This is a genomic window from Paenibacillus sp. JT22N12 (assembly GCF_056269365.1).
On the sequence record NZ_JBWDNU010000016.1, the window covers coordinates 19,573 to 44,042 of the forward strand.

Below are 24,470 nucleotides of genomic sequence, written 5' to 3' on the forward strand. Positions count from 1 at the left end.
GCTTCTTATGATACCTACTATATACAGGAGCAACAAGGATTTCAATGCCGCCGGAAGCAGCGGCTAAATCTGGCGGGGCGACTGGAGACCCAGCACAGTCAGCCCGCTGCGGATGACCTTTGCGCAGGCAGCCACAAGCACAAGCTTCGCCCGAGTCGCTTCCACCGTTTCCGATAGAATCCGTTCCTGATGATAGAATCGGTTGAAGTCCTTGGCAGCGTCAAGCAAATATCTGGCCAAGATGGAAGGCTCATTCGCCTTGACCGCCTCGCGGATGGCATCCGGATAGGCGGTCAAGGTTTTGAGACAGGTCCATGCGGCGGGAAGGGATAAGAAGCCTCCCTCTTTTTGCAGAGTGCCGTCCTTAACTGCCTGCATCGCTTCATCGATGGTCAAGCCGCCTTTGTCCAGCAGCTTATACGCCCTTGCCGCGGTATATTGCAAATAAGGACCGGTCTCCCCCTCAAAGCGAAGCGCCTCGTCCAGCGAGAAATTCACTTCCAGCTGCCTGCCGTGCTTCAAATCGCCGAAAATAATGGCGCCGATGCCGATAGCCTCGGCAATCTCCCGCCTGCCGGCAAGCTCCGGATTCTTCTCGGCGATGAGCGCTTCCGCTTTGGCGACCGCTTCATCGAGCACCGTGTCAAGAAAGACCACCTGCCCTTTGCGTGTGGACATCTTGCGGCCTTCGAACTTCATTAATCCGAAGGCGACATGCTCGCAGCGATCCACGCCGTCCATTCCCATCCGCTGCAGAACGGCAAACACCTGCTGGAAGTGAAGCTTCTGTTCTGCACCAACCACATAAAGAAGGCGGTCGGCTCCCATCTCACGCTTCCGATACAGCGCGGTGGCCAAATCGCGCGTCGGATAAATCGTCGAACCGTCGGATTTCAAAATGAGGCAGGGCGGCATACCCTCTTCATCCAGCCGCACCACCTGAGCGCCGTCGCTCTCCTCAAGAAGCCCCTGTTCAGTGAGCTGACTCACAACCGCCGCCATTTTATCATTATAGAAGCTCTCTCCCAGCGTATGGTCAAAGGCAACCCCAAGACGCGCATACATCCGGTCGAATTCCTTCATGCTGAACGATATGAAAAACGTCCACAACCGCTTTGCTTCCGCATCTCCGTTCTCAAGCTTCCAGAACCAGAGACGCGCCGCATCCTCAAGCGAATGATCCCTCCCGGCCTCCTCATGAAAAAGCACATAGAGACGCAGGCTCTCGCGGATCGGCTCCCGTTGAAGCGCCGCTTCGTCGCCCCAGCGCGTGTAAGCCTCCATCAGCTTGCCGAACTGCGTTCCCCAATCCCCGATATGGTTGACCGTCATCACCTTATACCCCGACAAACGGTAGAGATTGGCGAGTGCATGGCCGATCATCGTTGAGCGCAGATGCGCCACTCCAAACGGCTTGGCGATATTGGGCGAGGACAGGTCGATGACGACCCGCTGCCCCTCTCCTTCCGAAGACTTGGCAAAATCCCCGTCCAATATGGTTTCAAACAGCTTTGGAGCAAAGCGGGCAGGTTCAAAAAACAGATTCAAATAGGGACCCTTGGCTTCTGCGCGCACACCGGCAGACGGGTCCTGGACAAGCGGCGCAAGCTCCCCGGCGACGGCTGCAGGCGGACGCTTCCATTGGCGGGACAGCAGGTAGCAAGGGAACGCCACATCACCAAGCGCCGGATTCGGGGGAAGCTCCAACACAGCGGCAATCTCCGCCTGCGAAAGCCCGGTATGAGGCTGCAGGCGCTCTGCCGCCCATTTCAGCAAAAGATTCATCTTATTCTCCTCCTTCGATTTTTAACGGATGCTTATGTTGAAAAAACACAAAAACCCCCGTCTCTGTAAAGAGACGGAGGTCTGGTCCGTGGTACCACTCTTCTGGCTCCCGCCTTGAATAGAAGGGGCCGGCCGATTGGCCGGCTGCCTCTCCTCGTTAGCGGGGCCGCTTGAACACGGTAACGGGGTGACCGGATTATCCTACAGCGGCAGGCGCATTCGGACAATCAACTCCCGGGCCCGCTTCCCATGCCTCGCTGCACCGGCTTTCACCGCCCCGGCTCGCTGCTTGCAGCGCTTTGCAAAGTACTGTCCCGTTCATCGCTTGTAAGCTGTTATTTGTTTATTATATGCATCCGAAGAGAAATTGCAAGGGGAAGGCATAACGGCCCATTCATGCGACTTGCTGCCGGCTTCATGAACAGCATATACTAAACTGAACTGAACAACGGGATTTCAATTTTATTTGGAGGACGGCAGGATCAATGAGCAAAGGAACCGCATTATTACGGCAGCGCAATGAAAAACGCACCCTGGCGCTGCTTCGCACCGGGGAACATCACTCCCGGCAGGAGCTTTCCAAGCTGCTCGGCTTAAGTAAAAACACCATTTCGCTCATAATCGACAGCTTCATCAAGCAGGGGATCGTCGAGGAAAAAGGGCTGGACGAGCAGAGCGGCGCAGGGCGGCCAAGAATCCAGCTGCAGCTGATTCCGGCTTTTCATACCGCAATCGGAATTTCCATTGGCCATTCAAGCTGCCAATTTGTCGTCACCGACTACCGCTCCGCCATTCTGGAGAGCGGCGAATGGACAATCCCGTCCATGCAGGCGGACCCTTTTATCGGGCAGCTGATCAGCTTGTGCGGCGGGCTTCTCGACAAGTACCCCCAGACGCTCGGCATCGGTGCGGCGATACCTGCGCTGGTCGATCCCCACTTGGGCCTTGTGCACTTCTCGTCCCATCTGGACTGGCGGGAAGTCCGTCTCAAGGAGCGGCTGGATGAGGGCCTCCCGGTGAAAACCATCGTCATGAACAATGTCAGAGCGTCTGCGCTGGCGGCTTCGTCTGCTGTCCCCTTGCCCCCGGGTGGCTCCGGCAATCTCTTCTATCTGCGGGTGAATGAAGGAGTAGGAGGAGCCCAGATTATTGACGGCCGCGTCTATGATGGCGCAAGCTTCACTGCAGGTGAAATCGGTCATCTGTGCGTGCAGATGGACGGACCCCTGTGTGCCTGCGGACAGCGGGGATGCCTGGAGACGCTCGTCAGCATGCCTGCGGTGAGAGAGCAGCTGCGCGCCAGCTGCCCCTCGGCGAATCCGGAAGAAAGTCTGCTGTCACTGGTGACCAGACTTCAGCATGAAGCATGCGTCCTGAATCTGCTGCGTTCATCCGGTGAACATATCGGCTTCGCGCTGGCCCAAATCGTGAATCTGATGGACCCGCAGAACATCATCATCGACACTCCTCTTGCCACACTCGCCCCCTTCAAGCTGGCGGTCCAGCAGACCATGCAGCGAAGAGCGCTGCGAATTCCGCTCGCAAAGACGAGCCTGCAGTTCATCCGTAATGAGTTCTCTGCAAGCATTGGCGCCGCATATGCGGTCGTGCTGGATTTCGAGAAGGAGTAAACGGGTCAAGTTGTTCAGGTGCTTCACTATTCTTAATTGGAAAGAAGGTCCCTTGCCATGTTGACCAGCGGAGCTGCAGAAAGTCCGTTCTCCACCACTACGGGAGTCGTCGTAGCCGTCATCGATTCCGGGATTGACCCGGATCGGCTGCAGCACGGTACCGCCATACTGCCCGGAGTCAACCTCAGCGGCGACGGCGGCAGCGGGGACACCCGCGATTATGCCGGACACGGCACCGCCGTAGCGGCGACGATTGCCCGGATTGCCCCCGGCTCCCGGCTTCTGCCGGTGAAATTGATGAACCGGCGCGGCGTATTACGCGATACGGCCATGATTGAATCGGCCCTGGCGTGGATCATAGAGCACAGGGAAGAGCTCGGCATCGGCGTCGTCTGCGCCGCCTTCGCCGATTCGACTCACCGCACCTCGGATGAGCCGCTGCGCGAATCGATGCTGCAGCGGCAGGTTGCCGCTTTGCGCGAAGAGGGCATCCCTACGGTTACCGCCGCAGGCAACTGGTACCCGGAGCACCGCGGCCGCAGCCTTCACGGCATGGCGTGGCCTGCCATTCTCCGTGAAACTGTCAGCGCAGGCGCTCTCGAGAACGGGGAAGAAGGCGTCCGGCTCGCAAACACGAGCCAGCGCCTTCATGAAAGTCTTCATACAGGCTGCAGCACAACCTTGTTTACCCGGCCCGGAGATCCGGGAGAGACGAGCGGCGCTGCCGCGGTTGTCTCGGGATGCTTTGCCGCACTGCGGCAAGCCGATCCGGATGCTTCGGTCGATGCGCTGGTCGGGCGGCTGCTCCGCTTCGGCCGGGAAGCCGCCGACGAGAACGGCCTTCTCTGGCCTGTGATCGATCCGGGCGAGCTGTTCCTGGATTAATTGGTCAGGAGCTGCTGCTTCTGGGCTGTAATCGGCACGCGGATCAGATTAAGCACGAATGAGAGGCCTTTACCGCCCTCGCCCGCTGCGAGCAGGATCGCCTTCGTTTCCTCGTCGTCGTCCAGATTGGCGGACGATACGAGCGCCGCTCCCAGGTGATCGAACAAGCTTTGGATCCATGCCAGCGATTCCGTCGACTTCTCGTCGCCTGCGGAAGGCGAGCTTGATTTGCTGTCATCATCGATAACCTTTCCGAACAAGGCCGTGCGCATTATGAAGTGGACGACTTTGCCGACAACCTCGATGCCGGAGCCGACTTTTTGCAGCTTTTTGCGATCAGGGGCCTCTTTCTGATTTCCCGCAACGAGGAGCGCAACCGTCTTGACCGACAGGATGCCGGTAATGGCCAGCATCGTCCATTCCATGGCCTCAACCTCCTCGCCTTTGTTCACATGCATGCCTAGCGCTTCCGTTGCCAGACCCAGCACGCCCAATCCTGCGCCAAGCCACAGCTGCCAATCTTCAGCCTGCTTCGAACTGCCTCCTTCGCTAACAACATTGCCCTGCACGTATAACTGATATCCCGTAAGAATCATGCTCATGAATGAGCCTATAAGTCCGCCCGCCCATGAAAATTTGCGCAGCCCGTCAACCCCGGACTGAACGGTTACATTCCCGAAAGAAAGCGGAATGATATCGCCTTTCTTGAAAGGCGCCTCTCCCAGCATGAGCTTGTAGGCTATGGTGGCCGGAATGGCGCAAAGCATCATCACGCCGTCAATCATCCGGAACGAGGTGTCGATATGGGCGCCCGGCGCGACGAACTCCACCAGCTTCTCGATAAACGGAAAGCTCACTTTCGCGAACAGCGCGTCGCGGGCGACTCCGATCAGATTCTGCATCAAGTCGAGGGTCCGCAAAACAAAATCGCGCAAGCCCGCCAGTACGCCCTCGAGCACATACGTTCCCACTGCAACAAGCACATCTTTAACTGTTCCGAAATTTAGCTCTCCCGGCTTCGGCATCGCGCCGTCGAACAGGCGGCCGATGTCCGTCTGCAGCTTATCCCACATGGTTAGCAGATCGTTCATCTCATCGCCCAGGAGCCCCTCAACGAACTGCTCAGCCGCTGCTATCGCCTCTTCCGTCACGTCCGGACCTTCCACATGGACGATATCATCGGCGAGCTTTCCGATTTTCTGCGTGACCCATCCGACCACGCTGTTGCCGCTCACCTCGTCCAGCAGCTTCTGAATCGGAGCGGCCGCTTTGCCGATATCGTCGATAATGCTTTGTCCCGGACCGGGTCGGCTCGGCTTCGCCGGAGCGGCGCCGCCCGCCGCCCGCCATTGTCCGATTTGCGCAATGGCTTTGTCGAAACCGCCCGCCGCTGCCGTCTTCATGCGGCCGACGGATTGTTTCAGGGATGTCAAAGCTTCATCCGCTGCCTCCACCATTGCTCTGCGGACCAGCACGATATCTTCCCACTCGAGCAGAAACTTCAAGTAATCCCACAGCTTCTCCAGACCCGTCTTTACCTGCGCCCATAACCATTTGAAGAAAGCACCCGCTTCCTCGAGCGTTGTGAGCACGAATTTCTTAATCTTGTCGCCGATGGCGCATATGAATTGGAACGCGCCTTCCGCTTTATGAAGCACGAAGGTCAAGCCCTCCTTCATTTTCTCCCCGATCCCCTCGAAGAAATCGGCAATCGTATGGCCAAGATTAACGAAGAAATGCTCCGCGCTTTCCGCGGCCCCGATCAGCTTCGAAATGGCGTCGTCGTGAATAACGCGCACGCCCTGCGCATCCGATTGAATGCCCCAACGGTACGCCTCGGGCAATGCATCTGCCCGCAGCACAGAGCTGAATGGGGCGCCGGCCGGAGCTGTCCGCACATCCGGAGCGGCTCCGTTCGAGGAGAGGGCGAGTCCGGCCGCCTGATTGAGCGAGGCGGCTACCGCATCCACCTGCCCCTGGTCCGGGCCGGTCCGGAAGTTGTCCGGCAGCAGCGGCATGTCGCCGCTTGGCGTCTTCACTGTCGCGGTGCGAAGCTCATCCGCCGTCAGCGATTTGAACCGGTCGAACACCCCGGAAGCCGGATTGACGTCGATGTGACTGTCGATACCGTCAACGGAGAAACGATAGACGGCCGGAGTCAGCGACTTCACCCGGTTGAACAGGCTGATGCCGCCGTTCAAATCGGTGAGCGTATCGACAGCCGCGCCAGGGCCGAGCAACACGGCGTCTCCATTGAGCGAAACACTGGACAGCACGGATGCCGTCACCGAGACTTTAACCGACCGCTTCGGCGCACCTGCGTCATCCAGGACGCGAAGCGAGGTCCCGTAGCACGTTACCTGCATCACCTGGTCCGGATCGGATACATGCAGGGGGCTTTCCTGCCAGACGCCGGTTCTGTTATCCTGCCAGATGTATCCCCCATGGGCGTCGGTATATACCGCCAGAACCGATGCCGTCGTATGCCGGTCTCCCGGGACCGGCGCCATTTCCTGCACTCCGCTCCGCAGCCGTAAGGGCGGTTCCCAATCCGTGTCCGCATTCGGACGCTTGACGACATTCAAATCGCCATTTTGCAGCAGCGCCCATAGAGAGACACTCCCGTCCGCTGCCTCGCCGACGATCACATCCTGTACATTCGCCGCCGTCTCCGGAGCGGCAATCTGGCTGACCCGGGCGTCCTCGGCATTATCCAGCTCCGCAGCAGGGATCAGGTGCAGGCCCTGTCCGCCAATATATAAATTTGTGCCGTTCTCCGTCATAATGCCCGTCTCCAGGACATTAGCTCCGGCCGGGCAGGGCAAACCCACGACGGGAGGTATGGTTGCAGGCTTGCCCGCGCCGTCGTATTCGGGGAACGGCCGGAAGGCCAGCACGCGGTCTCCGCTGCCTATGCCCAGTACATGCAGCCCTCCTCCGTATGTCGGATGAACGCCAGCCTCAAAATCAAGAACTTCTTCCAGCGTAACGGCGGGATTAAAGACGAGCGCGCCTGCGAATGATGCGGCTCTGTCACTGCGCAGCAGATATACGGTCTCGCTTGGCCCCCTGCTGCCTGCCAGCACGACCGTCCACAAATTATCGCCTTCATCCAATACCCGAATCCCTTCGACGCGGACATTTTCCCTTGTCCCGCAGTCCGACCAGGCGATCTGCTCCCAGTCGCTGCTTGCGCTGGATAAGTTATATGCCGCGAATATGCGGCTGTGCGTCTGGCCGGGACCGGCATCGACCGCTACGGCGATCGTGATGCGGTCGTCATCGGTCCAGCCGGCGCCGACAGCCCGCACCTGCGGCGCCCCTCCCACGGCGGAAGCAAGCGACGCGCCAAGATCGGCCAAGCTCCAGCCGCTGTCCGCCTTATTGTCTTGACGCACAAGATATAGCCCGTTCTGATTGCCGATCGTCAGCACCATCGGCGTTACAACACCGGATTTGCGGTCGGGCAGCGCAATAACGCGCCGTTGAAATCTCCCATGTGCAGCCGGGTCGGCCAAGTCCTCGCGGCCAAACGTGCGGGCCGCCTCCATATGATCGATAATATCGTTCGAAACGGTAAACTGTATGGAATTACCACTCACATCATTAGCGGATAATCGTACCACTCGCGGTTTGTTCATTGCGAGACTCCCTTCCTGTTCAAGATTATCAATCGGTTCATCACATCATGGCGCTTTATAAATGACGTCCAGCAGCAGATCGCCGGTTTGGCTGGAAAAACGAAGATTCTGGAACGCGAACACGCCGCCGCCCGGAGGGATGAAGTGGCTTTGCGACATGTCGACTTCCACATGGCCCAGAGCATTTTGCAGCGCGGTATGCAGAACGCTCACTTTATCGGCGACGATTCCGCCCAGCATTTCCAGCATGGTTCCTTTGCTGATGCCAAGCAGCTTCGGGATCCAGGATACGCCGTTCTCCACGACGCCGAAGCCGCTGGCATCGTCTTTAGTCTGCTTGAAATCGCCGATGCTGTAATTCAGCTGCGAATTCACGGAAAAATCGGATGTTCCTCCCGGAGTCGTCAGCGTAACGGACCCGCTGACAGGCTGATTTCCCGCTGCTTCCAATCGGGCCGTCTCCGTGCCTAGAGGACCCAGCGTATGCTCCGTATACGTGAACGATCCTTCGATACTGCCCGAGATATCCAAACGGTTCGTCCCCGGGGCGATTGCGATTTCGAGCCAATAGCTGCGGGACTGCTCCACCTTCCGGTCAACGAGATCCCGGCTCGTATGGCTGCTGGAATCCTGGAAGACAAAGCGCCGCTTCAAGCCGTCGACTACGGGACTTGCGCCAAGCTCCTTCATAAATTGCGGCATCAGATAATTGTCCAGCAGCACTTCCTTGCGTATCGCCATGATGCCGGATATTAGTCCCTGCGTACCGTCAATCATCGCCGGATTGATCCAGTCATCCGAAAGCTTGATCCGCGCCGCATTACTATCATCCGGCAAATTCCGTCCCGAGAACATCCCGAGATAACTGAGCGCCGCAACGTCAGCCGCCTTCCAATTGGCATGAACGTCAAACACGAAGTCCGTCATCGCAAACGTCGGGGTCTGATGCTTTGTGTTGCGCCGCACGACGGTACCGAGCATAAATTCGCTCATTTCGCCTTGAAGCAGATTGTTAAGACAGCTCAGCGTTCTGGTGCGGGCATATTGGCAGACAGCGGCCGGTATGGAGACGTTCTTGTTGTCCGACAGGAGCAGATCGACTTCCGTCAGCTTCATAAATAAATATTCGATGGAAAATACATCATCCGGCAGCCCGCTGGCATCGATCGTTTTCTGAACCGTTTCGTACGCGGCCGGATCAATCGAGGCGATCGTCTCGAGATCGACCGGCTTTTTGTCCAAATCCGTAATGAACGATAAGCTCCAGTTGGAAATCGCTTGATCCGCAGCCTGCTCCTCGTCCTCGTCATAGTAATGGACATTGCCCGATTTCAACGTTAAAGTCACCTTCACCTGGCCGAGTTTCCCGTCCTCTACATTCAGGCTCACCTCGAGCGGAGCGATTTCGGCCGTCAAGCCGTATCTGGATGGAGTGCCGTCATTCTTCTTCGGATAAATGTCCAGCGTGTCGCTAAATTGCTTCCGCCGCTTCCACGCTTTCCACGCATAAGCCATTTGGCTGTTGATCGCCTTCTGGGAAAGCGCCAGGCACAGATCGAAGTCTGTAAGCAGATTTTTACTGTCGTTCATATTCATCTCTCCTTTGCAAAAGTTAGGGTGTGCTCTTCGTCCGGTCAATCGTTTTGCTGGTCAAATATCCGGCGTGACTGATGCCCAGCAGTGCCAGCAAGCCTTCGCTGACGGCCGGAAATTCAGTGAGGCCGCCGGGAGCCCGGCTGTTGAACAGCTGCAGCAGCAACGCGGCATAGCTGGCCGCGGCAATGATCGTGAAGAAAAACATCTGCAGCTTCGCCATGTCGACAATATTCACGTTCTTCACTTCTTCGCCCTTGAACATATCGGTCCATGACGCATAGGAAAAGTTCGCATTGGCGTACAAAATGCCATCGCTTCCTTCGACGTCCACGGGCTGAAGCTTATCGGCCTCGTCAGGGGAAATCGTTTTGGCCTGCTTGGTCGTATGAATGAGCGGCGTTGCGACCAACGAAGTGAAGCTGATGCCCATAAGCGCCCATAAGTGCCAATCCATCGCGATATTGAGGGCGTTCCCGATATCCTGCAGCCCGTAAATGCGCAGCGATGCTGCGGTGTAATAAGCGGACAGAAGCACGATTGTCCAAAGCACCGTCTGAAATCTCGACAAGCTGATTAAATTGCGTTCATTCACGAGCAGACCCAGCGGCCTCCCCGTAATGCGCAAGCTGACGATCATAAAAAAGCAGGAGATGAGCGCGATCGATCCGATCCACAAAGCGCCCTGACCGCGGCTTGCCTGCTTGCTTAGGTCAGCCGCCTGTTTCTGCACCGCTTGGGCAGCGGCTGGCTGCGGGTCGGATTGGAGTGCGGCCAGAATCCGGTTTACTTCGGTCTTCATCAATGGGATATCAGAGAGCTCCTGCATTGTCAGCTCCCTGCCGAAGAGCTGCTGCTCCAGTTCGATAACGAGTGTTCTGGTCTCCGGTTTGGCCAGATTCACATAGGCCAGGACGCCTGGCAGAATGAGCAGCAGCAATAAAATGGCGAGCAGACCGGCAGCTCCGGTGAAGCCGATCTTCCTCGGCAAGGGTGCAAGCCTCACTTGTGCCATGTTCCGGTCACTCCCCCTGTACCTGGAAGCCGCCGCCGCGGCCCGAAGTTATATTCGTGTCGACCGGTATGCCAGCTACCATAGCGCCCGCAAGCTGCTTGATATTCCAATCGCTGAACGAATCGTAACCGCTCCAGCCCCTTGACTCGGCCAGCCAGGCGTATGCAATGCCGCCGCTGAAGGTATCCCGCATATGCCGGCAGGCAAGACCGGACCCGTAGATGCCGATGTCATACAACGTTCCAGCCGCTGCTTCCTCGCGGAAAGCATCGATGACACCCTGCATATACCGGCTTACAGCACCGGACAGCTCCTCCTGCGAGGCATCGAAATCAACGGTAAAGTAAATCGGCGTGTTCGCAGGCTGACCGATGGAACGGGCATACCGGTGGGCATCGCAGCCGTCCCTTTTCCCGGCATCATACGAGAAATAGTCCGGTGAAGTGGGAAATCCGTTCTCCCATACCGCAACGAGATGCAGTCCCGCTCCAGACAAAGCCTCCGCCTCCTTGCGGGTCACATTCTTGCCCGGGTTGTTCCGGTTGTAATACCTGCATACAAAGTCATAACCCGCTTCCTTGATGGCAGCGGCGAGCGAATGGCAGTTGACCGTCGTATCGACGCCTTTTCCCATTGACGCTCCTCCCTTCTTCCTTTGGAGTAAGATGGTCTTTCTGATTCAGTTATACAGGGAATGATTGTCATCCCGACAGTTACGGATGTCGGGATTCTTGTCATATGACAAGAAAAACAAAAAACCGGCCCTCATAAGGGCCGGCGTGTCTATCGCTATTTATAATTGCAATTGTTTCAGCACAAGCATCGCTTTCGCACGGTCGCTTACCCCGATCTTCGAGTAAATGACACTGACGTAATTGCGGATGGTGCCCTCGTGCATATACAGCTCCTTGGCAATTTGCTTGTTGGTCAGCCCCCGCGCCATTAGACTTGCGATTTCCGCCTCGCGCCCGGTCAGGCGGATTTCGCTCTGAATGACTTGAAGAGAGCCGCTTGTAAGCTCCGCGGCTGCCGAAAGCCTTGTCAGATTCGCAGCCAGCTTGGCGGCGATGACGGCAGGCATCATCAGCTGCCCGACTGCCGCGTCGCGTATCGCTTCGATCAGGCGCCTGCCCTCCATGTCCTTCAGCAGGTAACCGCTGGCTCCGTAGCCGAGGCCGTCCAGGATATATTGATCCTCGGCGAAGGTTGAAAGCAGAAGGATCACGGTACCCGGCGATTCTTCCTTCAACCGCTTCGTGCATTCGATTCCGTTCATGACAGGCATCTGGATATCCAGCAAAACCACATCCGGCTTCGTCAAGCGGGCGGTCTCGAGCGCCTGAAGACCATTTTCTGCCGTGCCGACCACTTCCAAATCGGGCTGGAGCTCCAGAATCGTCTGCAGGCCGTCCCTCATCAGAGCCTGATCGTCGACAATCATTATGCGCAAGGGTATCATGTTCCCTGCCCCGATTCCGGTACCGGCAGCCAGATGCGCAGCTCCGCGCCTTCATCCGCAGCCGCCTGCAAAGCTAATGTGCCATGCACAAACTCCACCTGGTTGCGCAGCGCGCTGAGGCCGAATCCATAGCGGAAGCCGTCAGGATCCAGGCCATTGTTGCGGAGTGCAAAATCGATGAGACTGCCGCCGCAGGTCAGCCGGAAATGAAAGCAGGTGCTTCTCCCATGGCGGATGCCGTTCGTCAGCCCTTCCTGCAGCGCATGGCAGATCAGCTTGATTTGATAGAACGTCAGCTGTGGCAGCGGCCCGATCCGGCAGTTGATCTGAACGCCAGCGTACGCCTCGGTCTCCCGGACGATCCGTTCAAGGTCCTTTTGCAGATCGATCGTCTCCCGCTGCTCCGCCAATTGATGGACAGAGCTGCGGATTTCGTCCAGGCCTTTGCGAACGAGCTGCTGCGCCAGCTCCATTTTCTCCGAAGCCCGCAATGCGTCGATTTCGATCAGATATTTGCCTGCTTCGAGCTGCACCACCGCCGCCGTTAGCGTATGGCCGACGACGTTGTGAATGTCTCTGGCGATGCGGTTGCGTTCCTCCAGTACCGAGATTTCCATCATCGCCTCGTAAGCCTGCCGAATGGATGCCTGCAGTTCTCTCGCCCGCAGCTCCAGCTCCTGCGTCCGCTCGCGCACTTTCTCCTCCAGGGTCTCCTTGTCGGCGACGACTCCGCTGAGAAACTGGTAGGTGCGGATCGAGGTGTACACCGTACTGAACAGCTTGGTGCTGGTCAATTCTGTTTTTTCCTTATAATCGCTGATATCGTAGGCTCGAATGACCGTATGCTCCGGCGCCTGCCCCGGCTGACCCGTCCGCAGAATAATGCGGACAAGCTGATTGCCCAGCTCCTCCCGCAAAACCCTGACGAGCGTCAGTCCGGAATCGTCCTGCTCCATTACCACGTCAAGCAGCACTACCGCAATATCCGGATGCTTCCCCAGAAATCCGATCGCTTCGGAAGCGGAGTACGCGCTCATAAACTGCAATTTTCTGCCCTCGAACATATGTCTTTCCAGCACCAGCTTCGTTACCCTGTGAATGTCCCGGTCATCGTCGACAATCAAAAATTTCCAATAGCGGACCGCCTCCTGATCCGCCGGATCTTCATCAGGCAGCAGATGCATATCGGAAGCCTCTAAAACCGTATCGTTCATCCCGCTCCCTCCATCTGTACGCTTTGTAATGGCAGCACCATCTGAAACGCTGTCCCATAGCCCGGGACGCTGTCACACACAATCGTACCTCCCCAGGTTTGCACCACCAGGTTGTACACGATGCTAAGACCAAGACCGGTCCCGCCTTGACCGCGTTTGGTCGTGACGAACGGATCGAAGATCCGCGGCAGCAATCGGGGCTCGATGCCCGTGCCGTCGTCCGAGAAGGTGACGATCAGCGACTGTCCATCGGATTCGGCCCGAATGACAATCGTTCCTTCCTGCGATTCGTCGTATGCATGCAGCAGCGAATTCAACAGCAAGTTCGTGATGATTTGAAATAAAGCGCCCGGGTACCCGTCAAGCTCCAGCGAGTCATCGACGTTCAGGACGATCCGGTGACGGCTTTGCTTTAATTTTGGCGAAAGGCTCAGCAAAATATCACCGATATAGGCCTTCACCCGGAATGAACGCCGCTGCTCGAACGTCTGATCAACGGCAACCTGCTTGAAGCTGGAAATCAGCTTCTCGGTGCGCTGTAAATTATCCAGCAGGATGGATGCCGTCTCCCCGCACTCGGCAAAATACGCTTCCAGATCGCTCCGCCGCAGCACGCCCTGGCTGTAGCTGTCCAGCAGCTCCTTCGACCTCTCCACCAAATGGGACGATGCCGTCACGCCAATCCCGATCGGAGTGTTGATTTCATGCGCAACGCCCGCCACGAGCACACCAAGCGAAGCAAGCTTCTCCGACTGGATAAGCCGGTTTCTCGCTTGCCGGAGGGAGGCGAGCGTCTCCTCGAGCTGCTCGGTCCGCTCCTTCACCCGCTGCTCCAGCGTCTGGTTCCATTTCGCGAGCTGCAGATGCAGCCGGATTCGCGCCATCAGCTCGCGCTTGACGACGGGCTTCGTCACATAGTCGTTGGCGCCGGCGTCGAAGCCTTCGATTAAATCGCTGTCCAGCGGCTTGGCCGTTAAAAAAATGACCGGCAGCTCATTGGCCGAATACAGCCTGCGAATGCGCGAGCATACTTCGAAGCCTGTCATTTTGGGAAGCATGACGTCGAGCACCGCAAGATCCGGCTTGTCGCCACCCTCGATGAGATGAAGCGCCTGGATCGGGTCTGACGCCTCGATAACGGTATAGCCTGCCATCGTCAAATGATTGCGCAGCACCTGAAGGTTGACCGGATCGTCATCCAGGATCAGGATCCGTTCCGGGCGTCCGCTATTGCCACCTGCCGTTGTCTCCCATGACTCCTGCGGCGTTACGCCGCTTGCTTGAACGGCGGCGGTGTCTGCCGGCAGGCTCTCGAAAGTCTCAGTCCGCTGCGGCTGAGGGTGCCGGGACGGCCTTTGCAGCGTGAAGACGATGCTTGCCCCAGCGCCGGTCGGAGAATCCACGCCGATTCTTCCCCCATGCAGCTCGACAAGCTTCTTGGTAACGGAGAGACCAAGCCCCGTGCCTTCATGCGCAGCGCCCTCTCCCTGCTCATAAGCGGTAAACATACGTTCCCGCAATTTATCCGGAATGCCGATTCCCGTGTCCGTCACCCGTATTTCCACCTCATCCCCAAGAGCCGAGGCGGTGACCGTAATGCTGCCGGATTCCGTAAATTTGACCGAATTCCCGATCAGATTATGCAAAATTTGCTGCAGCCGGTTCCCGTCGGCCAGCACGGCAAGCTGCTCCGGCACTTCGTTGACCAGCTTGACCTTCTGCCCAGGCAGCAGCGGTTCATTCAGCTGCAGCACCGTGCCGACGACGCTGCGCAAATCGATCTCCGCCCGGTGCAATTTCAGCTCTCTGTTGTTTAATTGGGCATAATCCAGCACATCTCCCACCAGATTGGCCAGCCGCCGTCCGCTTGCGACGACAAGCTGCAGGTTGTGGACAGCCTGATCCGGCAGTTCCCCGGCCACCCCGTCGATCAGCGACTCGGACAGTCCGATCATGCCGTGAAGAGGGGTTCTCAGTTCATGAGACGTATGGGCAAGAAACTCGTCCTTCAGCTTATCCATGGCGAGCAGCCTGCTGGACATCTGCTCGACTTCGGTGAACGCCCGGACAAATCTGCGTGCCAGAATGAGCGACTGCATCGAGATGAAGACAAGCAAGCCATAAGGAGCCAGCGATCCCAGATGCGTCTTCTCGCTCATGTATAGAAAATCATGCAGAATGGTTCCCGCCAAGGCGGCATACCCGATCAGAAAAACCAGCGTGCCCGCCTGCCGGTCCCGCATCGCCCGAATCAGTACAAATAAGGTATATGCGATCAGGGCGCAGGTGAATAACTCGAACGGTATCAATATTTTGTCATACCACCGCTGCGGGGTCAGCAAACAAAACAGCGTCGCGCCGCCGCCCGCCGCCTGGGTAACCGTAACCGCCCTGCGGGCAAAATACCGAGGATAAAGCGTCTGTACGAACATGGCGATCATGACAAGACCGAAGAAGAATACAGCATAAGGAACTTTGCAAAACAGCTCCCAATTCAAGCCCGGGAGCCAGTTGTAAATGTACCGGTCATTGACAAACAGAATACGGATCGCGACAAGCAGCGAAAAGATTCCCAGATACAGGGCGGAACGCTCACGCCTCCGCAAAATGAACAGCACCAGATGGTAAAGCGCCATAATGGTGCAGGCCCCGAACGAGACAAATGTCCCCTCCATATTCTTTCTGTACAACGTTTCAATCTGTGCCGAAGTGCCGAGCTGTATATTGTTCTGGAAGCCGCTCTTCGTGTAGCTGTAATTCGACAGCTGGACTACAATTTCCAGCATATCTTGACCGGAAGACAGGCGAATCGGCGCCGTTTGCACGATTTGTCTGGCAACCGCGCTCTTCGCATCCTTCCCGACTGTCCCTGCAGACGCAAGAGGCTCGCCGTTAACCCATATCCGGTAAGCCGTAAAAATATTATTTATCTTAAGCGCCAGGGCGCCTTCTTCCGGTTTCACATGAACTTGCAGACGCAGCGTCGCATAACCGCCGGCAGGGAAGCTGAGATCCTTCACCGCCTCGCGATTCCAATATCCTGGTGATGTAAAATATCCGGTAAATCCGGGCTTCCTGGGCTCCCGAAAATCATCCGGCGTCAGCAGCTGCATCCAATAAAATTCCCACTCTCCGCGTAAGGAAACTGCCCCGTCCTTCTGAAAGTCCCAGCCCGACAAGTCGAGGGTGCCGGCCGCCGCCCGGGAATCCGGATGCGGCTCCCCGCCGCTTGAAGCCATACTGCAGCCGGCCAGCCCGATAATGACAAGGGCAAGCAGCGTTAGCAGCCGCATGGTTTTAGACATCATTGAGGAGAAGCAACTCGTCGCTCAACCGATAGCCGGCATTCAGCGGCAGGTCGGTTCTGTTCGAGAAATCGATCGGCTGATAGCTATTGGACGGCTCAGACCGGTCCATGATGCCCAGGCGCATATAGGTTTCAGCCACCAGCTCACTGCAGAAAAAGCTGGATGCGCCTGCCTGAATATGGAGTTTTCCTTCCAGCAGCTCAAAGGCCATCCGTTCGAGCGAAGGGAACGACGCTCCGTGCACCTCGTTGATAAACTGCGTGAGCTTATCCGGGATTTGCGCGTTCCGGTCCCCCTCCAGCAGGCGGAAGGCGAACAGGGCATCGTATTGATCGCTGACATCCGTCGCGATGCGCTCCCGCAGCAGCACCAGCATCGGTCCAGTCTTGATATGGTGCAGCTCCACATCCGGAAGCGTCTGTGTCGTGGTGGATTCCCAGAACAGCAGCTCTTCCACGTCCGGCAGCTTGACGACCATGCCGATATGCGACCAGAGCGAGCCCTCGACCGCCTCTACCTGGATCGCTTCGGGAAAGATTCCGTGGCAAAGCAGCAAATCCCCCGTTTGCAATTTTCCTTTGATTTCGTCGTAAGTAACGCGCCTGCTGTTCATAAATCCCCTTCCCTTCGGTGGAAAATTTTAGCTTTCATTCTATTCTATCAAAACATTGATTGACCGTGGAGAGGGAACTTCCAGCAGAGAAAAAGGATTGACGGACAGATGCGCGCATGATACTTTAATAGCAATTAGTCCTAATGTAGGACAAATTGACGGACAAGGGAGGATGCTTGGAATGAGCTTAACTAAAGGGCTTGTAAAAAACCGGACTGTCGAGCTGTTGAAGGTGGAGGTTTATGAGAATCGGATGGCGATGGGCCACTCGGCCGCTGAAGCGGCAGCGGCCAAGATGAAGGAGCTCCTGGCGAAGCAGGACGGGATTCGCATGATTTTTGCCGCGGCGCCTTCCCAGAACGAATTCCTGCAAGAGCTCCGCACGACCGACGGCCTGGACTGGTCCCGCGTTACCGCCTTCCATATGGATGAATATATCGGATTATCTCCTGGGGCGCCGGAGCGGTTCAGCGCATTTCTGCGCAACGGGCTATTCGATCTGGTTCATCCCGGCACGGTTCATCTGATCGACAGCAGCTCCTCCGCAGAGGAGGAATGCCTTCGTTATGCCTCTTTGCTGCAGCAGCAGCCAATTGATATTGTCTGTCTGGGCATCGGGGAGAACGGGCATATTGCCTTCAATGATCCGCCGGTTGCCGACTTCAATGATGATGTATTTGTGAAAAGCGTCGAGCTGGATGAGATCTGCCGGCAGCAGCAGGTCAACGACGGCTGCTTCCCCAATCTGGACGCTGTTCCCACTCACGCCATTACTCTGACGATTCCCGCCCTGTTCTCCGGATCCCACTTGTTCTGTATGGTGCCGGGCCGGACGAAGGCGGCTGCTGTCGCAGCGACCTTGAACGGGCCTGTCACGACGGATTGCCCTTCTTCCATTCTGCGCAGGCATCCGGACTGCACCCTTTATACCGACACCGACTCTTATGGAAAGCAGGACTGAGAAATGTCCCATCCAGAAACGACGGTTATCCGGGGAATTCATTATATAAGCGGCGAGCCTGTTGCCGTCACCATGAAGTGCGGCGTCATCAGCGGGATTCATCGGGAAGAATGGACTGCCGGCGACGAGCTGCTGCCCTGGCTTGCGCCAGGCTTCGTCGATTTGCAGATCAACGGCTGCAGGGGACTCGACTTCAACACGATTCCCATTGCAAAAGGGACCACCATGCAGGTGACGAGGGCTTTGTGGGAGGAAGGTGTTACTTCGTATTACCCGACCGTCATTACCAACGGGGACGATGCCATTGAACAGGCGGTCCGCAGCATTGCCGGGGACTGTCTCGAGGATCCCGCCTCAGAGGCCGGGGTTGCGGGGATTCACCTGGAGGGACCTTTTATATCGCCGGAGGATGGCCCGCGGGGCGCACATGGCCAATCGCATACCAAAGCTCCGGACTGGGAGCTGTTTCATCGCTGGCAGGACGCTGCCCGGGGGAAAATCAAACTGATTACGCTATCGCCGGAATGGCCGGGTACGGCAAGCTTTATCGAGAAGTGCGCGAAGACGGGCGTGCAGGTCTCCATTGGCCATACAGCGGCTGCGGAGGAACAGATCAGAGAGGCTGCCGCAGCCGGCGCCCGCTTATCGACGCATCTGGGCAATGGCGCGCATCTGATGCTGCCCCGCCATCCGAATTATTTGTGGGCGCAGCTGGCCGAAGAGGAGCTGTGGACATGCATTATCGCCGACGGCTTCCATCTGCCCGATTCCGTGCTTAAAGTCGTTCGCAGCGTCAAAGGAAAACGAACCATACTCGTCAGCGATGCGGTTTATTTATGCGGTATGGCTCCAGGAACATATGAAAACCATATTGGCGGAAGGGTTGTCCTGACACCGGAGGGAAGATTGCATCTGGAGCAAAACCCCCGCTTGCTTGCGGGATCGGCCCAAATGCTGCATCGAGGAATAAGCCATATCGCGGGCAGAGGGATTGCCCCCCTCTCCGAGGCTTGCGATATGGCCTCGATTCACCCGTCCGCCCTCATGGGACTTGCATCAGCGGGCGGCTTGACGATTGGCGCCCCTGCGGATCTGGCGGCGTTCGAATGGTCGGGTCATCAGTTGAATGTCGTGCAAACGTATAAGCACGGCAGATTAGTCTATACACGTCCGCAAGCGGACCATTAAGTGCTGCACGCGACGACGACGACGGCGGCGGCTCAGTTCCGGCTTCGTTTCAGAGGCGCGGCGACGGCCGCCCGTCCAGCTTCTCGATTTTCTCGCAAATTTCGTGCTGCCACTGTGTATCTCCCGTCATGGACGCAAGCAGCGATAAATTGTACAAATTAGCCAGCTGCCTGCAGTAAGAAGCATTGACAGCCATGCAGTGCTCAAAATCAGCCTGCTCCTCTTCGCTTAGGCGGCGACGGCCTTTCAGGGTCCACAGCTCCGCCAAGCGCTCATGTATCGGAAAAATTCCCATCTGCTTTTCGCCCCCTTTACCAGCCATTATGGCCAAAAGAAGAACAAAATCTTCCTGTCCGCAGATTAATGAAGGAAAGAAACTGGCAGAAGCCTTCATCCAAAGGATATATTGATGCTGGTAGGATTACTTTATACAGAAACAGCCTGCTGCGTTCTCATATTCGGCATCTGTCATGGCATCCGCATATAGTCTGCGATGGGCCGCCACGCTTCAATTCTGTCCTCCGTCGTCCGCATCCGGGCTGTCGGGATCGGACTTGTGGACGGCAGGCGCAGCAGGCTCACTCTGCCGTTCATGGCATGCCCGGCAAAATGCTTCTTGTACGTGTCATATGATTTGTTTCCGTTGAATGCGAGCGCACGGATAGCGGGATATTCGGCCAGCAGCCCCGGCAAATCATTGGGAACGGCTTCGCGGATGCTGGAATCCAGACTGCCCTCACGCTCGCAGGCTGCGATCACATCCCACAGCGCAACGCCACGCTCCTGCGCAAAAGCCAACCGCTGCCCATAATCCCCAGCAACCGCCAGCCCCGCCAAACCATACAGCACCGGCCAGAAATGATTGCGCGGATGGCCGTAATACTGATGCTTCGCCAGCGAAGCGGTGCCCGGCATACTGCCCAGCACCAGCAATGTCGATTGCCCGTCAATAATAGGCGGAAACGATTGAACCTCCATTCACATACACCTCCACTTTTGCATCTGAAGCATCTGAATACAAAAAACAACCGATAGCCGGGTTCAATACCGGAATATCGGCTGCAATGGCAAGTTTTTAAAAGAATCTACTTGATAAACCCGAGCAGCATCTCGCGGATCACTTTCGCCGCCACGATCTGGGTTTGCTCGGTCGGATCATACGCCGGAGCTACCTCAACGAGGTCGCAGCCCACGATGTTAATGCCCGCGCGCGCGATGGCATGTACGGATTCAATCAGTTCCTTCGACGTGATGCCGCCTGCTTCCGCGGTACCGGTACCCGGCGCGCAGGAAGGGTCAAGCACATCGATGTCGATTGTCAGGTAAACCGGACGGCCCGTAAGCTCGGGCAGTACCTTCTTAAGCGGTTCAAGCACCTCGAACGGATGGAAATTGATGTTCTCGCGGGCAAACTGCCATTCCTCGCGGGATCCCGAGCGGATACCGAATTGATAGATATTTTTGCCGCCGATCAGGCCAGCCGCCTTGCGCAGCGGAGTCGAGTGGGACAGCGGCTCTCCTTCATACTGCTCGCGAAGGTCGGCATGCGCATCGAAATGAATGATTGCAAGGTCCGGATATTTGGCATAAACCTCCTGAAAGATCGGCCAGGATACGAGATGCTCGCCGCCAAGGCCGACCGGCATCTTGCCGTCCTTCAGCACATCGCGAACGAATTCGCCAATGATATCAAGGGAACGCGCCGCATTGCCGAACGGCAGCAGCAGATCGCCCGCATCGAAGTATTCGATATCCTCCAGACTGCGGTCCAGATAAGGGCTGTATTCCTCCAGGCCGACGGATACCTCGCGGATGCGCGGCGGTCCAAAACGCGAGCCCGGACGGAACGAGACGGTAAAGTCCATCGGCATGCCGTAGATAACAGCCTTGGAAGCGGCGTAATCCTCGGAGCTGAGAATGAACACATTGCCGGAATATTTTTGATCCAGTTTCATATGGTTGATATCCTCTCTGCCCTACTTAATAAGGTCTTCCACGAATCTAGGCAGCACAAAAGCCGCTTTGTGCAGGCGCGGGGTGTAATATTTGCTGTCGATTTCCGGAATTGCGGACTCGTCCACCTCAAGAGGATCGTATTTTTTGCTGCCCATTGTAAAGGTCCACAAACCGCTCGGATAAGTCGGCACATTCGCCCAATATACGCGGACGATCGGGAATACTTCCTTCACATCGCGGTTGACGCTTTCGATCAGATCCGCCTTGAACCATGGATTATCTGTTTGCGCAACGAAAATGCCGTCTTCCTTGAGCGCATCGTAGATGCCTTGGTAGAAGCCGCGGGTAAACAGGTTGACGGCCGGACCAACCGGCTCGGTGGAATCCACCATAATGACGTCATATGCGTTCTTGTGATCATGAATATGCATAAAGCCGTCGTTCACGATAACCTCTACACGGGGGTTGTCCAGCTCGCCTGCAATGTTGGGCAGGTATTTCTTCGAATATTCAATAACCTTGCCGTCAATATCGACCAGTACAGCCTTCTCCACCTTCGGATGCTTCATGATCTCGCGGATTACGCCGCCGTCTCCGCCGCCGACTACCAGCACATTTTTAGGATTGGGATGCGTAAACAGCGCAGGATGCGCAACCATTTCGTGATAAACGAACTCGTCCCTGTCCGTTGTCATGACCATGCCGTCCAGAACGAGCATCGTGCCGAATTCTTCGGTTTCGATCATGTCCAGCTTCTGGAAGTCGGTTTGCTCGCTTACATAGGTTTCTTTTATTTTCGCGGTAATGCCATAGGTTTCGGTTTGTTTCTCGGTGTACCACAATTCCATATTGGTTGTCCCTACCTTCATTTTATATACAGGCTCAAATGATAACCTCATGGTTCATACAGCCCATTCTACCTCGTCAATGGTTCAATCTGTATTATAGTAGAACCCCGCGAAAATGCAACCTTTGCAGCAGCCCCTCACAAAAAATTAATGTGACTTTTGCCGATTGATGAATAGCCCGTCCTACTAATTTCCATACTAAGGGAAGAAGAAGCATAAACGGTTTTCACATAAGGGGACCACTTGGATGAAAATAACAGGTTCAGGGCAGGGTGGAGCAAAGCGCCGACTGCCCTTTCGTATTCGCCTCGAAAAATGGATGCCGCTGCTGCGCCGCGTAAAACGCCTCTTCATCTATGCGGGCGCAGCGTTCGCGCTGCTGTTGGTCGCGGCCTTCGCCTTCCTGTTCTATTTGCGCACGCAGGCGCTGCCTGTCTCCTCCATCAGCCAGACCTCGCAGATGCTGGATCTGCAGGGCAATGTGATCGATACCTTCCACGCCGAGGAGAACAGGCAGTCCGTTCCGCTTAAATCCATATCGCCCTATCTGATCGAATCGACACTGGCGATCGAGGATCAGCGGTTCTATGACCATCTCGGCTTCGATATCAGAGGAATGGCCCGCGCGGCTGTCGTCAATATTGAGCATTTGAAAGCCAAACAGGGGGCCAGCACGCTTACCCAGCAGCTTGCCCGCAATCTGTATTTGTCCCATGAGCGGACATGGTCGCGCAAGCTGAAGGAAGCGATGTATACGGTTCAACTGGAAATGACCTATTCCAAGGACGAGATTCTCTCGCTTTATTTGAATCAGATTTATTACGGTCACGGCGCTTACGGAGCGGAAGCCGCAGCGCAGCTGTATTACGGCAAGCATGCTTCCGCGCTGACGCTTGCGGAGAGCGCCATGCTTGCGGGCATTCCGAAGGGGCCGAAATATTATTCGCCTTACAGCGATATGAAGAATGCCAAGGACCGGCAGAAGACGATTCTGGGCACGATGGTCGATCAAGGCATCATCACGCGCACCATTGCGGACAAGGCCGGGACCGAGGTGCTGAAATTTCAGCCACTGGGCACAAGCAAGCAGGATGGAACCGCGCCGTATTTCCGCGATTATGTTCATCTGATTGCCGTAGACAAGCTGGGGATTGACGAGCGGCTGCTGAGCGAGGGCGGTATCCGCATCTTTACGACACTCGATGGGGATGCCCAGCGGGCGGCCGAGGACGCAGTCGCGGCAGGCATTCCCGCAACCTCCGAGCAGCAGGCGGCTCTCGTATCCATCGATCCGAGGAACGGCTATATCAAGGCGATGGTCGGCGGCCGCGATTACAAAACCAATCAATTCAACCGCGCTTTCGCCAATACGCGCCAGCCCGGGTCCTCCTTCAAGCCGGTGCTGTATCTGACGGCGCTTCAGGAGGGGGCCATGACGCCGGTGTCACGGTTCAAAAGCGCGCCAACGGTCTTTACCTACGATGAAGGCCGTAAAACCTACGCCCCGAGCAACTATAACGACAAGTATACCGGCGACTTTATTGATATGCGGCAGGCGATCGCCAGCTCCGACAATATCTATGCCGTGAACACCATTATGGCTGTGGGACCGGAGAAGGTTATTGCGATGGCGCGGCGGCTGGGGATCGACAGCCCCATGCAGCCTCTCCCTTCGCTGGCGCTGGGCACCTTTCCAATCAGCCCCTTCGAGATGGCTTCGGCCTTCGGCACCTTTGCCAATGCCGGCGTCCACGTGGAGCCGACCGCGATCTTGCGCATCGAGGACAGCAAGGGCGAGGTGCTGTATCAGGCCAAGCCGGAGTCCGCGCAGGTGGTCTCCCCGGCGCAGACGTATGTGCTGACCAGTCTGATGGAGAGCGTCTTTGACACTGGCGGCACAGGGAGCCGCGTCGCGGCAATGATCAAGCGGCCCGTTGCAGGCAAGACGGGAACGACGGCGACCGATGCCTGGCTGGTCGGCTATACGCCGGAGCTTGCCACCGCCGTCTGGGTCGGCTACGACAAGGACCGCAAGCTGACCACGGCTGAAGCGCACCGCGCCGCGCCGATCTTCGCCTCCTATACGGAGAAGGCTCTTGAAGCCGTGCCGCCCAAGCTGTTTCCGATGCCAAGCGGCGTCGTGTCCGTCTATATCGATCCCACCAGCGGCAAGCTGGCCGCGAATTCCTGTGCCAACAAGCGGCTGGAGACCTTCGTCAGCGGCACCCAGCCGACAGAGGTATGCGGCGACCACGGGGATACCGCTCCTGCAGCGGCCGGCGACGGCGCGGCGCATGAAGAGACCTCGTGGTGGAAGCAGCTTAAGCGCTGGTGGACGGATTAGGCTTGGACTGGAGGGAGCTTCCCGAGAGG

The 24,470-nt window shown here is 56.9% G+C and carries 18 protein-coding genes and 1 other annotated feature; of the genes, 5 read left to right on the forward strand and 13 right to left on the reverse strand.

Annotated elements, in window-relative coordinates:
- Positions 1-63: 63 nt before the first annotated feature.
- A complete protein-coding gene (gene argS / locus AC0YOA_RS33290; RefSeq protein ID WP_475790243.1) occupies positions 64-1,785 on the reverse strand; it encodes an arginine--tRNA ligase in 1,722 nt (573 codons plus the stop codon).
- A 66-nt stretch (positions 1,786-1,851) separates the two neighbouring features.
- Positions 1,852-2,116 (reverse strand) — a binding site (T-box leader).
- Between the two features lie 154 nt (positions 2,117-2,270).
- On the opposite strand from argS, the gene AC0YOA_RS33295 reads away from it, so the two are divergent.
- Positions 2,271-3,416, forward strand: a complete 1,146-nt coding sequence (locus tag AC0YOA_RS33295) for an ROK family protein (protein ID WP_475790244.1) — start codon at positions 2,271-2,273, stop codon at positions 3,414-3,416.
- Positions 3,417-3,473: 57 nt separating this feature from the next.
- Positions 3,474-4,301, forward strand: a complete 828-nt coding sequence (locus tag AC0YOA_RS33300) for a S8 family serine peptidase (RefSeq protein ID WP_475790245.1) — start codon at positions 3,474-3,476, stop codon at positions 4,299-4,301.
- Here the strand turns inward: AC0YOA_RS33300 and AC0YOA_RS33305 are convergent.
- The 8 genes from AC0YOA_RS33305 to AC0YOA_RS33340 form a co-directional block, all read right to left on the reverse strand.
- Entirely contained in the window at positions 4,298-7,942 is a 3,645-nt protein-coding gene (locus tag AC0YOA_RS33305; RefSeq protein WP_475790246.1) for a hypothetical protein, read from the reverse strand. The genes AC0YOA_RS33300 and AC0YOA_RS33305 overlap by 4 nt on opposite strands.
- 45 nt (positions 7,943-7,987) lie before the next feature.
- Positions 7,988-9,532: a hypothetical protein gene (locus tag AC0YOA_RS33310; protein ID WP_475790247.1), complete on the reverse strand. Its 1,545-nt coding sequence runs from the start codon at positions 9,530-9,532 to the stop codon at positions 7,988-7,990.
- Between the two features lie 22 nt (positions 9,533-9,554).
- Positions 9,555-10,550 carry a hypothetical protein gene (locus AC0YOA_RS33315; RefSeq protein WP_475790248.1) on the reverse strand — a complete coding sequence of 332 codons (996 nt, stop codon included), beginning with the start codon at positions 10,548-10,550 and terminating at the stop codon, positions 9,555-9,557.
- A gap of 7 nt (positions 10,551-10,557) precedes the next feature.
- Complete coding sequence (locus AC0YOA_RS33320; protein ID WP_475790249.1) at positions 10,558-11,184, reverse strand: glycoside hydrolase domain-containing protein; 627 nt, start codon at positions 11,182-11,184, stop codon at positions 10,558-10,560.
- A 159-nt stretch (positions 11,185-11,343) separates the two neighbouring features.
- Positions 11,344-12,009, reverse strand: a complete 666-nt coding sequence (locus AC0YOA_RS33325; protein ID WP_475790250.1) for a response regulator — start codon at positions 12,007-12,009, stop codon at positions 11,344-11,346.
- Complete coding sequence (locus tag AC0YOA_RS33330) at positions 12,006-13,223, reverse strand: ATP-binding response regulator (protein WP_475790251.1); 1,218 nt, start codon at positions 13,221-13,223, stop codon at positions 12,006-12,008. Before AC0YOA_RS33330 ends, AC0YOA_RS33325 begins: the two co-directional genes overlap by 4 nt.
- Positions 13,220-16,531 (reverse strand): ATP-binding protein, encoded by a 3,312-nt coding sequence (locus tag AC0YOA_RS33335; protein WP_475790252.1) that lies wholly within the window; start codon positions 16,529-16,531, stop codon positions 13,220-13,222. The genes AC0YOA_RS33330 and AC0YOA_RS33335 overlap by 4 nt, the downstream gene beginning before the upstream one ends.
- Positions 16,521-17,144: a hypothetical protein gene (locus AC0YOA_RS33340; protein WP_210046169.1), complete on the reverse strand. Its 624-nt coding sequence runs from the start codon at positions 17,142-17,144 to the stop codon at positions 16,521-16,523. Before AC0YOA_RS33340 ends, AC0YOA_RS33335 begins: the two co-directional genes overlap by 11 nt.
- A gap of 181 nt (positions 17,145-17,325) precedes the next feature.
- On the opposite strand from AC0YOA_RS33340, the gene AC0YOA_RS33345 reads away from it, so the two are divergent.
- Together AC0YOA_RS33345 and AC0YOA_RS33350 are read left to right on the forward strand one after the other, a co-directional pair.
- A complete protein-coding gene (locus AC0YOA_RS33345; protein WP_475790253.1) occupies positions 17,326-18,105 on the forward strand; it encodes a glucosamine-6-phosphate deaminase in 780 nt (259 codons plus the stop codon).
- A 3-nt stretch (positions 18,106-18,108) separates the two neighbouring features.
- The gene (locus AC0YOA_RS33350) at positions 18,109-19,293 is read left to right on the forward strand and encodes an N-acetylglucosamine-6-phosphate deacetylase (protein WP_475790254.1); all 1,185 of its coding nucleotides are present in this window, start codon (positions 18,109-18,111) and stop codon (positions 19,291-19,293) included.
- Between the two features lie 49 nt (positions 19,294-19,342).
- Here AC0YOA_RS33350 and AC0YOA_RS33355 read toward each other — a convergent pair whose 3' ends face one another.
- The 4 genes from AC0YOA_RS33355 to speE all read right to left on the reverse strand — a co-directional run bounded on the left by AC0YOA_RS33355 (position 19,343) and on the right by speE (position 22,097).
- A complete protein-coding gene (locus AC0YOA_RS33355) occupies positions 19,343-19,588 on the reverse strand; it encodes a DUF7667 family protein (RefSeq protein ID WP_210046172.1) in 246 nt (81 codons plus the stop codon).
- Positions 19,589-19,761: 173 nt separating this feature from the next.
- Positions 19,762-20,271 carry a DNA-deoxyinosine glycosylase gene (locus AC0YOA_RS33360; RefSeq protein WP_475790255.1) on the reverse strand — a complete coding sequence of 170 codons (510 nt, stop codon included), beginning with the start codon at positions 20,269-20,271 and terminating at the stop codon, positions 19,762-19,764.
- Positions 20,272-20,378: 107 nt separating this feature from the next.
- Positions 20,379-21,248 carry an agmatinase gene (gene speB / locus AC0YOA_RS33365; RefSeq protein ID WP_475790256.1) on the reverse strand — a complete coding sequence of 290 codons (870 nt, stop codon included), beginning with the start codon at positions 21,246-21,248 and terminating at the stop codon, positions 20,379-20,381.
- Positions 21,249-21,269: 21 nt separating this feature from the next.
- Entirely contained in the window at positions 21,270-22,097 is an 828-nt protein-coding gene (gene speE, locus AC0YOA_RS33370) for a polyamine aminopropyltransferase (RefSeq protein ID WP_475790336.1), read from the reverse strand.
- A gap of 319 nt (positions 22,098-22,416) precedes the next feature.
- Between speE and AC0YOA_RS33375 the strand changes: the two genes are divergently transcribed.
- Positions 22,417-24,441, forward strand: a complete 2,025-nt coding sequence (locus AC0YOA_RS33375; protein ID WP_475790337.1) for a transglycosylase domain-containing protein — start codon at positions 22,417-22,419, stop codon at positions 24,439-24,441.
- Positions 24,442-24,470: the final 29 nt, after the last annotated feature.